General features: G+C 59.9%; 12 protein-coding genes and 1 tRNA gene. 9 read left to right on the top strand and 4 right to left on the bottom strand.

The window, feature by feature from the left end; genetic code table 11:
• The coding region (locus AAAB16_RS26250) for an L-histidine N(alpha)-methyltransferase (protein WP_340666011.1) at positions 1-292 on the top strand (292 nt) is incomplete at its 5' end.
• A 57-nt stretch (positions 293-349) separates the two neighbouring features.
• On the opposite strand, the gene AAAB16_RS26255 is transcribed toward AAAB16_RS26250, so the two are convergent.
• A tRNA-Ser gene (locus tag AAAB16_RS26255) sits at positions 350-439 on the bottom strand.
• 257 nt (positions 440-696) lie between these two features.
• On the opposite strand from AAAB16_RS26255, the gene AAAB16_RS26260 reads away from it, so the two are divergent.
• The 3 genes from AAAB16_RS26260 to AAAB16_RS26270 all read left to right on the top strand — a co-directional run bounded on the left by AAAB16_RS26260 (position 697) and on the right by AAAB16_RS26270 (position 3,478).
• Entirely contained in the window at positions 697-1,386 is a 690-nt protein-coding gene (locus tag AAAB16_RS26260; protein ID WP_340666012.1) for a crotonase/enoyl-CoA hydratase family protein, read from the top strand.
• 164 nt (positions 1,387-1,550) lie between these two features.
• On the top strand, positions 1,551-2,303 hold the full coding sequence (locus tag AAAB16_RS26265; RefSeq protein ID WP_340666013.1) for a 1-acylglycerol-3-phosphate O-acyltransferase: 753 nt from the start codon (positions 1,551-1,553) through the stop codon (positions 2,301-2,303).
• A 203-nt stretch (positions 2,304-2,506) separates the two neighbouring features.
• Entirely contained in the window at positions 2,507-3,478 is a 972-nt protein-coding gene (locus AAAB16_RS26270; RefSeq protein ID WP_340666014.1) for a magnesium and cobalt transport protein CorA, read from the top strand.
• An 84-nt stretch (positions 3,479-3,562) separates the two neighbouring features.
• Here AAAB16_RS26270 and AAAB16_RS26275 read toward each other — a convergent pair whose 3' ends face one another.
• The 3 genes from AAAB16_RS26275 to AAAB16_RS26285 all read right to left on the bottom strand — a co-directional run bounded on the left by AAAB16_RS26275 (position 3,563) and on the right by AAAB16_RS26285 (position 8,093).
• Positions 3,563-5,833: an acylase gene (locus AAAB16_RS26275; protein WP_340666015.1), complete on the bottom strand. Its 2,271-nt coding sequence runs from the start codon at positions 5,831-5,833 to the stop codon at positions 3,563-3,565.
• Between the two features lie 97 nt (positions 5,834-5,930).
• Entirely contained in the window at positions 5,931-7,268 is a 1,338-nt protein-coding gene (locus tag AAAB16_RS26280) for a SidA/IucD/PvdA family monooxygenase (RefSeq protein ID WP_340666016.1), read from the bottom strand.
• 345 nt (positions 7,269-7,613) lie between these two features.
• Positions 7,614-8,093, bottom strand: coding sequence for a sigma-70 family RNA polymerase sigma factor (locus AAAB16_RS26285; RefSeq protein ID WP_340666017.1), 480 nt, complete (start codon positions 8,091-8,093; stop codon positions 7,614-7,616).
• Between the two features lie 173 nt (positions 8,094-8,266).
• On the opposite strand from AAAB16_RS26285, the gene AAAB16_RS26290 reads away from it, so the two are divergent.
• The 5 genes from AAAB16_RS26290 to AAAB16_RS26310 all read left to right on the top strand — a co-directional run.
• Positions 8,267-9,277, top strand: coding sequence for a FecR family protein (locus AAAB16_RS26290; protein WP_340666018.1), 1,011 nt, complete (start codon positions 8,267-8,269; stop codon positions 9,275-9,277).
• Between the two features lie 66 nt (positions 9,278-9,343).
• On the top strand, positions 9,344-10,510 hold the full coding sequence (locus tag AAAB16_RS26295) for an efflux RND transporter periplasmic adaptor subunit (protein WP_340666019.1): 1,167 nt from the start codon (positions 9,344-9,346) through the stop codon (positions 10,508-10,510).
• Positions 10,507-12,501: a MacB family efflux pump subunit gene (locus AAAB16_RS26300; RefSeq protein WP_340666020.1), complete on the top strand. Its 1,995-nt coding sequence runs from the start codon at positions 10,507-10,509 to the stop codon at positions 12,499-12,501. The genes AAAB16_RS26295 and AAAB16_RS26300 overlap by 4 nt, the downstream gene beginning before the upstream one ends.
• Positions 12,498-13,886 (top strand): efflux transporter outer membrane subunit, encoded by a 1,389-nt coding sequence (locus AAAB16_RS26305; RefSeq protein WP_340666021.1) that lies wholly within the window; start codon positions 12,498-12,500, stop codon positions 13,884-13,886. The genes AAAB16_RS26300 and AAAB16_RS26305 overlap by 4 nt, the downstream gene beginning before the upstream one ends.
• 273 nt (positions 13,887-14,159) lie before the next feature.
• Positions 14,160-14,427: ABC transporter substrate-binding protein (locus AAAB16_RS26310; protein ID WP_340666022.1), on the top strand; the 268-nt coding region annotated here is incomplete at its 3' end.

Raw genomic sequence — 14,427 nt, forward strand, 5'->3', positions numbered from 1 at the left:
CATCAACCGCGAACTAGGCGGCACCTTCAACCTTGAGCAATTTCGCCACCAAGCCGAGTGGAATCCCGAGCGAAGCTGCATGGAGATGTTTCTGGTCAGCACCCAAGAGCAGAACGTACAAGCAGCCGGACAAACCTTCCACTTCCAAGAAGGTGAACGCCTGCATACCGAGTGCTCGCACAAATACACCCCAGACTCTGTACAGCGCTTAGCGGAGTCAGCAGGTTGGCGCATTGAACGCCAATGGCTGAGCTCAGCGCCGCAAGTAGGCATCTTTGTCTTGCACGGCTAAACCCCAGGCAAAACAAAAAGCCCCGCAACTCATGGAGTTACGAGGCTTTCTTATGTATGGCGGTGAAGGAGAGATTCGAACTCTCGATACGATTTCTCGTATACACACTTTCCAGGCGTGCTCCTTAAGCCACTCGGACACTTCACCGTGTCTCGACGACGGGTTAGGTCTGTCGAGGCGCGCTAATCTAGCCGAAGCCTTCGCTAAAGGCAAAAGATTTTTTAACGGATTCATGCGCTTAAGCGAAAAACTTCGGTTCTGGTGTTAGACGTGCAGCTAGCCGTTAATGTCAGCCCAGGTGTCTGGGGCCGCGACCGGCCGGTCAGCCTTAGCGCTTTACCTACACTCTAGGGCTCGGTAACGTCTGCCCACCTTATATACCTGCCAGAGCAAGGATTTGTGCCATGAGCGACCTGATCAGTTACCAACTCGATGACGGCATTGCCACCCTGACGCTGAGCAATGGCAAGGTCAATGCCATTTCTCCGGATGTAATCGCAGCCTTCAATGCGGCGTTGGACCGTGCCGAGCAGGACCGTGCGGTGGTGATTATCACTGGCCAGCCAGGCATTTTGTCCGGTGGTTATGATTTGAAAGTGATGACCTCCGGCCCTGAAAACGCCATCAATCTGGTCGCTGCCGGTTCCACCTTGGCACGCCGTATGTTGTCGCACCCCTTCCCTATTGTTGTTGCCTGTGGCGGTCATGCGGTGGCCAAGGGTGCGTTCATTCTGTTGTCGGCGGATTACCGCATTGGCGTGGAAGGCCCGTTCAGCATTGGTTTGAATGAAGTACAAATCGGCATGACCATGCACCACGTCGGTATCGAGTTGGCCCGCGATCGTTTGCGTAAGTCGGCTTTCCACCGCTCGGTAATTAATGGCGAAATGTTTAACCCGCAAACCGCTGTGGATGCTGGTTTCCTCGACACCGTGGTGCCTGCCGAGCAGTTGCTGCCAACCGCCATTGCCGCTGCCCAGCAGTTGAAGAAGATCAATATGAAGGCGCACAAAAACACCAAGCTCAAGGTGCGCAAAGCGCTGCTGGAAACCCTTGACTGGGCCATCGAGGAAGATAAGAAGCACGCGGTTTAAGCGCCGTTTCGCGAAAAAGCCCGGCCTTGGCGCCGGGCTTTTTTGTGCCTGCAGGCCGCCCGGTGCGTGGCTCGCAGCCTGTAACAAAAGACCAATCCTACGGCGATTGCCGAAAATAGTGCACATCCGTACACTGCGCGCCTCTTTTCCAAACGGGCGTACCAATGCTTTTCCTTCTGCGCATGTTGCTTATGGGCCTGCACTTTATTCTGGCGGGCGTAGTGGGCATTTTGATCGGCCTGTGCCGTCCGTTTAACCCCGATAACAGCCGGTTGTGTGCGCGTTTATATTCATGGCCGGCGCTGCGGATCTTGCGGTTGAAGTTGAAGACGCAAACCGATGGCCTGCGTGATCACGCCTCGTCCTGCGTGATGATCGCCAACCACCAGTCCAACTATGACCTCTTCGTGCTTGGTGCCGTAGTGCCCAAGCGTACCGTCAGCATCGGCAAGAAGAGCCTTAAGTGGGTGCCTTTCTTTGGCCAGCTGTATTGGTTGGCGGGCAATGTGTTGATCGACCGTGGCAATGCGATAAAGGCTAAACGCGCGATGCTCACCACGACCGACACCTTGCAGCACAAAGACACCTCGATCTGGGTGTTCCCCGAAGGCACGCGCAACCTAGGTAAGGGTTTGCTGCCGTTCAAAAGGGGCGCGTTCCAAATGGCTATTGCTGCAGGCGTGCCGATTTTGCCGGTGTGCGTCAGCACCTACAGCAGCCATATGCAGCTCAATCGCTGGAACAGCGGCAACGTGACGATTCGCTCGCTAGCGCCGATTTCCACTCAGGGCATGAGTACCGATGACATTCCGGCACTGATGGAAAAATGCCACGCGCAGATGCAAGCCGCCATCGCCGAACTGGACCGGGAAATTGCCGCGCCCACGCTTGCCACCATCGCCCCCGTGCTCCCGTAACATCGCATAACGTCTGACGAAGCCCCGCATTTGTGGGGCTTCGTGCTTTTTACCGCCCGAATCGACCATGACCTATTCGCACGTTGATGGATCGCCTTTGCGCTGCGCTTGTCTCACCCTGAGCGTTACAGCGCCAGCGTCTTGCACTACCCTGGCGCCAGGCGCGTGCCGCCATCTAAAACCGGAGCGTACGGATAACAATCATGACAAGCGTCGTTGCAGCAGCGGTTTATTCCCACGGCAAGAAAGTCACCGATATCACCCTCAACGAAGGCAAAGAATGGGCCTGCAAGCCTGAGCATTTTGTCTGGATTGGCCTGCACGACCCCGGCAGCGAAGAGCTGCTCAATCTGCAAAGACAATTCAATCTGCATGAGCTGGCCATTGAAGATGCGCTGTTGCAGCACACCCGGCCCAAGCTGGAAACCTTCGGCGACGCGCTGTTTATGGTGCTGTACTCGCCGGTGATGGAAAACGACAAGTTGGTGTTTGTCGAAACCCAACTGTTCGCCGGCAAGGGTTATGTGATCAGCTGTCGTTACGGCGACTCACCGTCCTACGGTCGTGTACGACAACGCTGCGAAGCCCAGCCACTCATGCTCGAACATGGCGAAGACTTTGTGCTGTATGCCCTGCTGAGCTTTGTAATCGAAAACTACCGACCACGCTTGGAAGTGTTTAACGCGCAATTGGAGGACATGGAGCAGCATGTTCTGCGCAACCCGTTAAGCCAGGAAGACGTGGAACGCATCCAGACCATGCGCCGCCATCTGCTGCGTATTCGCCGCTATATCGCGCCGATGGTGGAAATCTGTACTGAGTTGCAGCAGCTGGAATTTCCTTTTATCGACAAACATATGCGCCCGTATTTCCGCGATGTGCAGATCCATGTGCAGCGACTGATGGAAGACCTGACCGGGCTGCGCGAAATGGCCGATCACGCCATTGAGATTGGTCTGTTGCTGGAGTCATCCCGGCAAAGCATTACCCAGCGAAAATTCGCCGCCTGGGCCGCGATTCTGGCCTTTCCCACCGCGATTGCCGGTATCTACGGCATGAACTTTCAATACATGCCGGAATTGACCTGGCACTACGGCTACGCCGCGGTGATTGGCGTGATTAGCGTGGGTTGCGTAGGGCTGTTTGCCAACTTCAAACGCATGGATTGGCTGTGACCACGTAGGGTGTGCTGCGCGCACCAGCTTTTGCTCTGCTCTTTATTGAGCAAGCAACTGGTGCGCACAGCCCCCCTACACGCCCTACTCCTTCAAAATCACCGTTTCCACCACGCCATCCGCGGCAATCTCGGCCTCACTAAACGGCAGCAACGGCCATTGCTGTTGGGCAAATAGCTGCGTCTGGTCGGCGTAATGCTTCGAACCCGGTTCAGTGGATTGTGAGAACGCTAACAAGCCATGGGCTTGCGGGCCTTTGCCGCTAAAGGTGACGAGCTGGATATAGCTGCTGCCGCTGACCACTTCTAGATGGTCCGCGCGCTGCTCGCTTTGCATGGCGTTGTAAATGCCCATATGCCCATCGCCGCCGGGAATGGCAATGCGCTGATCACCGCGTTGCAGCCATTGCACATCGCCCCAGGTGGCGTTAGCGGGCACACCACTTTTGCCCACCGCCTGGCCCGCGTCGACCAGCGCCAGGCGCAGTTGCTCGGCAATTTTCGGCTTATCCAACGCCAACCCCTCAGGGGTATTCAGCGGCTGCTGGGGGTTAAAGGGCACACGCCAGACGTCGGCAATTTTGCTAAAAGCGCGGAAGAAGGCCTGGAAGTACAGCATGCCAATCGAGGCGTTACTATTGGCGCTGCGATCCCAATCAGAGAGCGCTGCGCATGTGGGTTTGATGCTCGCGTCGGCCGGGTATTTACCGCAAAGGGTTAGCAAATCCGGCAACAAGCGGTCGGCCAGGTAAACGTGGTTGTCGGTGACCATTGCCCGCAGCAATTCAGGTGAGACCGGTGCATTGCCTTGCAAACGATTCAGGGCGAACTGCGCCCGTGGCGACAGCGGCCGCCCCTCGCGGCTTACCAGCGGCGAAAAACCCTGTAAGGGGCTGGCGGGGTTGGTTAGCCAGGCACTGTCGTTAGAGTTCTGCACAAAGTCGTTACGCCGCAGCACGGGCAACTCCTTGGCCGGGGTGATGCCGGCCTGCGCGGCGCTGGCGTCCACTGTCCACTCACAGGCACTGCGGTTGCCTTGCAGGCCCGGTAAGCCCTGCTCTGCCAATTGCGGAATCACGCATTCGGCCAACTGCTGCGGGCGCAGGTACGGCACTACGCTTTGGTCCATATACAGCGTTTGCCCGCTGGCATCGGTGGCCAAGGTGTTGACCCAGGGAATGCCTTGCAGCTTCTCCACACTGGCTTGCAACGCGCCGACGTCTTGGGCTTGGTTGATGGCGTACCACTGTTGCAGCACGCGGCTGTTGTCCAGGTTGGCATCGCGCAGGGCGAAGGCCTCGTTGGCGCTCCATTCGAGCAGGCCGGGCAGGCTCAGCAGCGGGCCGAATTTCGACTCATAGAGGTCATGGCTAACGCTGCTTAACCGGCCGTTGTCATCCAGCACCTGCACCTTGAACGTGGTTTTCTGCAGCGCCAGTGACTTGCCATCGACCACATAGCGGCGGCTGTCCTTAGGGTCCAGCGCCAGGCGGTACACGGTGAAGTGGGCGGCGGTATCGACGGTGTGCGTCCAGGCCACGTTTTGGTTAAAACCGATATTCACCACCGGCAGGCCGGGCAACGCCGCGCCCATCACATCGAGCTGGCCAGGAATGGTCAGGTGCATCTGGTAGAAACGCAGCGCGCCGGACCATGGGAAATGCGGGTTGGCCAACAATAGGCCGCTGCCGGTCGAACTGCGTTGGCTGCCGATGGCGATAGCATTGCTGCCGCGTTCCAAGCGGAATTTTTCGTTGCGCTGGGCGAAATGCTCGCGCCCTACGGTTACCGCGTTCGCGCTAGCAGCACCCGGCGGTGTGGCGCTGACCAACGCTTCGGCAAACTGCCCGGCACCGCCTTCCACTAAGAGGCGCCGGGTCAGACGCAGCAAGTCGTCCGCGCTGATCGGCTTTAGCCACGCTTCGCCCAAGCAGTGGGTGGTGGCCTTATCGGCGACCTTGAGATAGGCGTTAAACCCACGGGCGTAACCCTCCAGGCGCTGCTGGATCGGCGCGGGTTGTTTGGCCCATAAGGTTTTCAGCGCCTGCGGCTGGTTTAGCCAGGTAAAGAAAAAGTCGGAGGGCAAATTACCGAGCTGCGCCGAATTCTGGCCTTTGCTACCAAAAAACCGCGAACGTTCGCCGCGCGCGGTGACAATTTCATTGGCGAGCAAACAGGCATTGTCACGGGCATAGGCGTAACCAATGCCGTAACCAAGACCGCGCTCGGTGGCCGCTTGGATATGGGGAATGCCGGTTTTCGTCCAACGGATTTGCGCCTGCAAGGCGTCATCGGCAAAAGCCGTCGGGCACAGCCATAGCGCGACCAGGCCGGCCACCAGCGTAGATTTCAACATTAAAGAAACTCGTGAGTTAAACGGGGAACCGTAGGGTGTGCTGTGCGCACCATGCGATCGAAGGGAGATCGCCATGGTGCGCTGACGCGTAGCTTGATTAACTGGCGTTGGCTAACAGCGGCGCCCGCTGCACGGTGCTGAGCGATTGATGCCCGAGGTAGTTGTAAAGCGAGCTGGCAATATCGTTGGCGCGAATCGGTAGCACCGACAGCAAGGTGTCGCTCAGCCCGTGGCTGGCCTGGCAAAAGCCCTGCATATAGACCGCCGCCTGGCAGCGCTCGTCGGTGATGATGCGGTAGTCGCGGTCCACCTCGAAGTCGCCCAAGTATTGGGTCAGCGGCTCCAGCAACTGGCGATGCATTTGCCGCTCGTAGCCGGTGGCAAGCACCACGGCGTCGTAGCGATGCACATCCAACTCGCCGCTGGCGCTATGGCGCAGGGCCAGTTCGATACCGTCAGCGTGAGCCGTCGCACGCTCGACGGTGCGCAGGTGATGGAAAGCATGGCGCTGAATGCCGGAAACTTTCTGCCGGTAAAAAATGCCGTAGATGCGCTCGATCAGGTCGATGTCCACCACCGAGTAATTGGTGTTGTGGTACTCGCGGATAAAGCGCTCACGTTCGGCACCGGTTTGGCTAAAGACCAGGTCGGTGAATTCCGGGGAAAACACTTCGTTCACAAAGGGGCTGTCGTCCGCTGGTTTTAGCGCCGAGCCACGCAGAATCATGTCGACTTTTACCGACGGGAAGCTGTCGTTAAGGTCGATAAACGCCTCGGCCGCGCTCTGCCCGCCGCCAATAATCGCCACACGCATGGGCTTACCACTTATGCACGGCTGCTGGGCCATACGTTCCAGATAATGCGCATGGTGGAACACCCGCGTGTCGCCCTTCAGGCCACGAAAGGCCTCGGGAATGCGTGGCGTACCGCCGGCGCTGACCACCACGGCACGGGTCTGACGCACAAAGGTTTCGCCGCCACTGTCGCGGGAAACCACGCGCAATGACTCAACCTTGTTGTTATGCAGCAGCGGCTCAATGGCCAGCACTTCTTCGCCGTAACGGCTCTGCTCGCTGAACTGTGCAGCCACCCAGCGCAGGTAGTCGTTGAACTCCATACGGCACGGATAAAAAGTGCCGAGGTTGATGAAGTCCACCAAGCGGCCGTGGGCGTGCAGGTAATTAACAAAGGAAAACGGACTGCTTGGGTTGCGCAGCGTGACCAAGTCTTTGAGGAACGAAATCTGCAGCTCGCTTTGGGTCACCAACGTATTGCCGTGCCAGCGGTAGTCGGCCTGCTTGTCGAGAAACAGCACATCCAAGGCGCCCTGCTGCTGCGCGCGCTCATGCAGCGCAATGGCCAGGGCCAGGTTGGACGGGCCGAAACCGATGCCGATCAGATCGTGAATGGCCGCAGGTGCTACAGATGGAGTCATGTCCAGTGTCCTCTGGAGAAGCCACACACAACGGTGGCAGAAGTATCGGGTGGCGACCGCCGAGGCCGCCTGTTGTGTATGAACGAGGACGAGGAAAGTAAATTTAGGCGTGGTGGTTACTGGCTGACTTGGTAGAAAGAACACCGTCGTCCCCGCCTAGGCGGGGACCCAGAATATCGAGACTTGCGCGGTTGCCTGACAGACTCTGGGTCCCCGCCTGCGCGGGGACGACGGCTATCTTGCCCATGTTTTCCGGTCGACCCCGCGCGCAGGCATGACGGCACAAGCAAACAGGCGCACCACACAACATTGACGGGCACACATTGCCCATCCGAAAGCCGGACGTTACTCCGCCTCCCATTCCCGCATGCGCACTCGGCAATGCTTCATGGCGTTGACGATGTGTTTTTCCACCAGGCTTTGCGAAATGCTCAGGCGTTCGGCAATTTCGTCGTGGCTCAGGCCTTCAAGTTTGCGCAGCAAAAAGGCTTCGCGGCACAGCAATGGCAGTTCGTTGAGGGCGCGTTGCAACAGTTGCAGGCGTTGGTCTTGGGCCAGCGAGCGATGCGGTGAAGGGGAGAAAAACTGTTCCTCCTGATCGAGCACATCCAGGGTTTCGCTGCGGCGCAGGCTGTTACGGCGGTGTTCGTCGATGACCAGATTGAGTGCGGTGCGGTACAGAAAAGCCCGCGGCGATTCGATCTGCTCTTGACTGGATCGCTCCATCACGCGCAAATAAGCGTCGTGGGCCACATCCGCAGCCTCTTGGCGGTCCCCCAGCTTGGCGCTTAAAAAGCGCACCAGCTCCCGATAATAAATCTCCAAAAACAACCCCCGGCCACAGATGTGACGGCGAACACTGCGATAACGTTGAGCTTCCAAGCCGTCATGCTGGCCGTTTGGAATTATTCATTTTATAATTTCCGCCATCAAGATTTATTCTCACTTGCCAGCCATGTAATTTCGCCGCTTCAGTACCAGGTAACCGGTATTCCCTGATGACCAACGCCCCTCTCCCTGCTAACGACGACCCACTCGTTGAGGTCGCCGCACACTGGTGCATGCGCATGCACGCGGCAGATTGCACGGCAGAAGAGCGCGCGCAGTTTCAGCAGTGGATTGATGAAGACCAAAGCCACGCCATTGAATACGTGGCCATGCTGGAAATCTGGGACCTAAGCGAACACCTGCCCGCCAGCAAGCCAGCGCCTAATCAACGCCCAGCTTTGCGCCAAACGCCCAGCACTACCGCCCTGCCCGCGCGCCCTCGCCGTCGCGGTTGGCGCCCGCAGGCCCGAGCCATTGCCCTGGCCTTGGTGGCCTTGCCGCTGGCGGCGTATGGCGGCTGGATAATGGGCTGGCTGCCCAATGCTTATGAGCATTTCGAGACCGAACAAAACATCAGCCGCATCACCTTGGGCGATGGCAGCGAAGTCGAGCTCAATAGCCATAGCGAGCTCAGTTTCAGCAATTACCGCGACCGGCGCGACGTCAGCCTGAGCAGCGGCGAAGCGTATTTCCATGTCACCCACGACAGTACCCATCCGTTTGTGATCAGCGCTGGCGACGGCACCATCACCGTCACTGGCACGCGCTTTAACGTGTGGAAGTATCAAGACAGCGTGGTGGTCACCGTTACCGAAGGCTCGGTGCGTGTACAAAGCGAGCGTGACGGCAACGACAGCACCCTCACCCCCGGCATGCAGGCCAGCTTTAAAGCCGGCGACCTCAAACCCAAGGTCAAATCGGTGGACACGCAAACCGCCCTGGCCTGGCGTGAAGGCAAGTTGATCCTCAACGACATCACCCTTGGCGAAGCGCTGCCGCTGCTTAACCGCTACCTTGATAAGCCGCTGCTGCTCGCCGACCAAAGCACCGCTGACATCCGCATCGGCGGCATTTACAGCACCCGCGACGTCGCCAGCCTGGTCAAAGCGCTGCCCAAAGTGCTGCCGATCAAACTCGAACCACAAAGCGACGGCTCCACCCTCATCCGCACCCGCTTGTAATCCCTTGCCTGGGTAAATTTCTGCGCAGCCTTCTCGTCTATTGGGCAGACCCCGACGAGCCTGCCAATGAGTGCCCTGATCACCCCCCGCCGTATAGTCCTCACCCTGCTCTGCCTGACCCCACTGGTGGCCGTTGCCACCTGGCAAGCGCTGCCGTTTCGTAGTGATGAATTAGCCACTGTGCAGGTGGCGCGCGGCGATATCGAAAGCAGCGTTAGTGCGCTGGGTACTTTGCAGCCGCGGCGCTACGTCGACGTTGGCGCGCAGGCCTCCGGGCAGATCATCAAGCTGCATGCCGAGCCTGGCGAGCAGGTTGAAGAAGGCCAGTTGCTGGTGGAAATCGACCCGTCCACCCAGCAGGCCAAAGTCGACGCCAGCCGTTACTCCATCGACCAACTCAAAGCCGAGTTAGAAGAACAGCGCGCGCAAAACGACCTGGCTAAACAGCAACTCGCCCGCCAGCAACAACTGGCCAGCGGCGGCGCCACCCGTACCGAAGACGTGCAAGTCGCCACCGCCCAAGTGCGCGCCAGCCAAGCGCGTATTGCCATGTTCCAGGCACGTATCCGCCAGGCCGAAGCCAGCCTGCGCAGTGACGAAGCCGAGCTTGGTTACACCCGCATCTATGCACCCATGGCTGGCACCGTGGTCGCGGTGGACGCCCGCGTTGGGCAAACCCTCAACGCCCAGCAACAAACGCCGCTGATTATGCGCATCGCCAAGCTGTCGCCGATGACCGTCTGGGCGCAGGTCTCCGAGGCGGATATCAGCCGCATCAAGCCGGGCATGCAGGCCTGGTTTACCACCCTTAGCGGCGATGGCCGACGCTGGAATGGCACCGTGCGCCAGGTATTGCCGCTGCCACCCACGCCGCTGGACCAGGCCAATCAAGGCGGTGGCAGCCCTAACGCCCAAGGTGGCGGCCGCGTGGTGCTGTATACGGTCTTGCTCGATGTCGAGAACAGCGACGGCGCGCTTATGGCCGAGATGACCGCCCAGGTATTCTTTGTCGCCGGCAACGCGCAAGACGTGCTGACCATTCCACTCGCCGCGCTGCAAGATGCCACCGCCACGCCCGATACCTACAAGGCCTTGGTGCTCAGCGACAAGGGCAAAGTCGAAAGCCGCGACGTGCGCATCGGCCTGCGCGACCGCATGTTTGCGCAAGTGCTGGCCGGCCTTAACCAAGGCGAACGCCTGCTGATCGCCCCGCCAGGCGGGGCCACACCATGACCGCGCCGGCATTGGACGCCTCTGCCAGCACCGCGCTGATCGCCCTCAACGATGTACGCAAACAATACGGCGGCAATGGCGCGCCGGTAGTTGAGGTATTGCGCGGCGTGTCCCTGGCGATTTACCCCGGCGAATTTGTTGCCATCGTCGGTGCCTCCGGCTCGGGCAAATCGACGCTGATGAATATCATCGGCTGCCTCGACCGGCCGAGTTCCGGTAGCTACAGATTCAGCGGCGTTGATGTGGCCGACATGCAGGCCGACGAGCTGGCCTGGCTACGCCGCGAAGCCTTTGGTTTTGTCTTTCAGGGCTACCACCTGATCCCCTCCGCCAGCGCTCAAGAGAACGTGGAAATGCCGGCCATCTACGCCGGCCTTAGCCATGGCGAACGGCAGTCGCGCGCCGCGGCCTTACTGGAGCGTTTAGGCCTGGGCACACGGCGCAACAACCGCCCTCATCAGCTTTCCGGCGGCCAGCAGCAGCGCGTGTCGATTGCCCGCGCGCTAATGAACGGCGGCCATATCATCCTCGCCGACGAACCCACCGGCGCCCTCGACACCCACAGTGGCGCCCAGGTTATGGCCTTGCTTGATGAGCTGGCCGCACAAGGCCATGCCGTGGTGCTGATCACCCACGACCGCGACGTGGCCGCCCGCGCCCGGCGCATTATCGAAGTGCGCGACGGCTTGGTGATCAGCGACAGCACCAATGGCCATGCGCCGGTAACTGCCGGGCAAGGTCAGCAGCAAGTCGAGCATTTGCAACAACGCCTGCGCCAGCCCAATACCAGCAGCGCATCCTGGGCCGGCGAATTGCTCGACGCCGTGAAAGCCGCCTGGCGAGTGATGTGGGTAAACCGTTTTCGCACCGCGCTGACCCTGCTTGGCATCGTTATTGGCGTGGCCTCGGTGGTGGTCATGCTCGCCGTGGGTGAAGGCAGCAAACGCCAGGTGATGGCGCAGATGGGCGCGTTTGGCTCCAATATCATTTACCTCTCCGGCATTGCGCCGATGCCACGGGCGCCCGAGGGCATCGTCACTCTCGATGATCTCGCCGCCGTCAGCACCCTGCCGCAGGTGCGGCAAATTATGCCGGTCAACGGCGGCGACACCGTGGTGCGCTACGGCAATATTGACTACTACGCCTACACCCGCGGCAATGGCGTGGCCTTCCCGACCATCCTCAATTGGCCAGTGGCGCAAGGCAGCTTTTTTACCCAGGCCGACGAAGACCGCGCCGCCACCGTCGCCGTGATTGGCCAGAAGGTGCGCGAGGCGCTGTTCCCCGGCATCGCCAACCCCATTGGCCGCTACATCCTGATTCAGAACGTGCCGTTTCAAGTCATCGGCATCCTCAGCGCCAAGGGCGCCAGCTCGGGCGATGACGACAGCGATAAACAAATCGTGGTGCCCTATTCCACCGCCAGCATTCGTCTGTTCGGCAAACAGAATCCGGAGTTTGTGGTGATTGCCGCCGCCGACGCCAAGCGTGTGCATGAAGCCGAGCTAGCCATCGACCGCCTGATGCTGCGCCTGCACCGTGGCGTGCGTGATTTTCAGCTGACCAACAACGCCGCGATGATTCAAGCCGAGGCACAAACGCAAAACAGCCTGTCGCTGATGCTCGGCGCGATTGCCGCTATTTCGCTATTGGTCGGTGGCATCGGGGTGATGAATATCATGCTGATGACGGTGCGCGAACGTACCCGTGAAATCGGCATTCGCATGGCCACCGGCGCCCGTCAGCGCGACATCCTCCGCCAGTTTCTGACCGAAGCGGTGCTGCTCTCGGTGGTCGGCGGCATTGCCGGAATTGCCTTGGCGCTGCTGGTGGGCGGCGTGTTGCACCTGAGCCAAATTGCCGTGGTGTTTTCCCTGCTGGCCATGGCCGGCGCCTTCTTCTGCGCGCTGATTACCGGCGTGGTGTTTGGCTTTATGCCCGCACGCAAAGCCGCCCAACTCGACCCCGTAACGGCGCTGACCAGCCCATGAACAACGCCTATCCAGTGCTGCCGCTGTGCCTGTTACTCGCTGCGTGTAGCACGGCTAAAACCCCTGAGCCGCCACCCGCTGTGCCGCTGCACTGGCAAGCGCCCAACGCGGTAAACGCCACGGCCATGCACAGCGAGTGGTGGCGCCAATTTGGCAGCCAGCAACTGGGCGAACTGATCGCCAGCGCCGAGCGCGACAGCCACGACTTGGCTGCCGCCCAAGCCCGCGTGCGCCAAGCGCGAGCGGCCAGCATCATGGCCGGGGCGCCGCTGTGGCCTGAACTGAAGGGCGGTTTTGCCGCCGGCCGCGAACGCTTGCTGCGCGGCGACGGTTACAGCCAGCTCGACAGCGACCGCTACGACCGCGACGTCGACAGCTACACCGGCACCCTTAGCGCCAGCTACGAACTCGACTTCTGGGGCGGGCGCGCCGCCGCCCGTGATAGCGCCGAACGCAACCGGCAAGTCAGCGAATACGAGCTGGCCACCGTGCGTTTGACCCTGCTCGCAAGCGTTGCCAACAGCTACTTGCAAACCCTGGCGCTGGCCGAACAAGCGCACATCGCCGCGCAGAATCTGGCCAATGCCGAAAACGTGCTGAGCCTTATCGAGCAGCGCTTTCAAGCCGGCGCGGCAACGCAACTGGAACTCGCCCAGCAACGTAGTCTGGTCGCCAATCAGCAACGGCAACTGCCTCTGCTACACCAGCAAGCGATGGAGGCGCGTATTGCCCTAGCGCTGTTGATCGGGCAGCCGGTACAGCAACTGCAACTGACTACAGAAACCTTTAGCCAACTGCACTGGCCAAATATCGATGCCGGCCTGCCCAGCCAATTGCTCAGCCGTCGCCCAGATATCGCCAGCGCCGAAGCACGGCTGGCAGCGGCGGATGCGGATGTCACCGTCGCCCGCGCCGCCATGCTGCCAAGCCTGCCCCTGACCGCCACCCTTGGCACTGGCGCCGACAAATTTCACGACGTGCTGCAAAACCCCTTCTACACCTTGGCTGCCGGGCTGACCGCGCCGATCTTTAACGCCGGCAAACTGGCCGCCGGTCGCGACCTTAGCCAAGCACGGCAAGAGGAACTGCTTCACAGCTACCGTGGCGCCATCAACAACGCCCTCGCCGACGTCGAAAAAGCCCTGACCGCGATTGCCGGGCTCGACAGGCAACGCCACTGGCAAGAACAGGAACGCCAACAGGCGCAGCGCGCGTTTGAACTGGCGCAAAGCCGCTATCAGTCAGGCGCCGAAACGCTGCTTAGCGTGCTGGAAACCCAACGCGTCCTGTACCGCGCGCAAGAAGATGGCGTGCAATTACGCTTGGCGCGCATGCAAGCGGCGATAGCGCTTTACAAAGCGCTGGGCGGTGGGTGGCAGTCGTAACGCCAGCCCAGCTGCTCGGACGCCGTAGGGTGTGCTGCGCGCACCCCCGCGATTTACCCATATACGTCGTGGTGCGCACAGCACACCCTACGGGCGAATCTTCCACCGATGCTTATGCCTGTTAAAACGTCGCAGCGATTCGAAAAGAACCAAAAAGCATATCCATAGCCATAATCGATATTGGTATATACCAGATCGAAAACGGTTAAATCGCCACCATCAAAAACGAGACGCCACCCCTCTAGTCAGGGGTCTTGGCTGGAGTACGTCGCAATGGTTGCTGTACGGGTAATGCTTGAATACTTCCACCCTTGGCCGAATTCGGCCGGTTTTTACCTGGCCCGTGAGCGCGGTTGGTACCAAGAGCTGGGCATAGAGCTGGAGTTGATCACCCACGACCCTTACCACGGCGATACCCTCGCCCACCTGCTTAAAGGCGCGGCTGATTTTGGTGTATTCCCCAGCAACCGTCTGCTCGTGCGCCGTGGCCTGGGTCAACCGCTAAAAGGCATCGCCGCCATCAACCATGGCGGCTTGGAGT

It is taken from the genome of Pseudomonas sp., assembly GCF_037994325.1.
Classification (GTDB): domain Bacteria; phylum Pseudomonadota; class Gammaproteobacteria; order Pseudomonadales; family Pseudomonadaceae; genus Aquipseudomonas.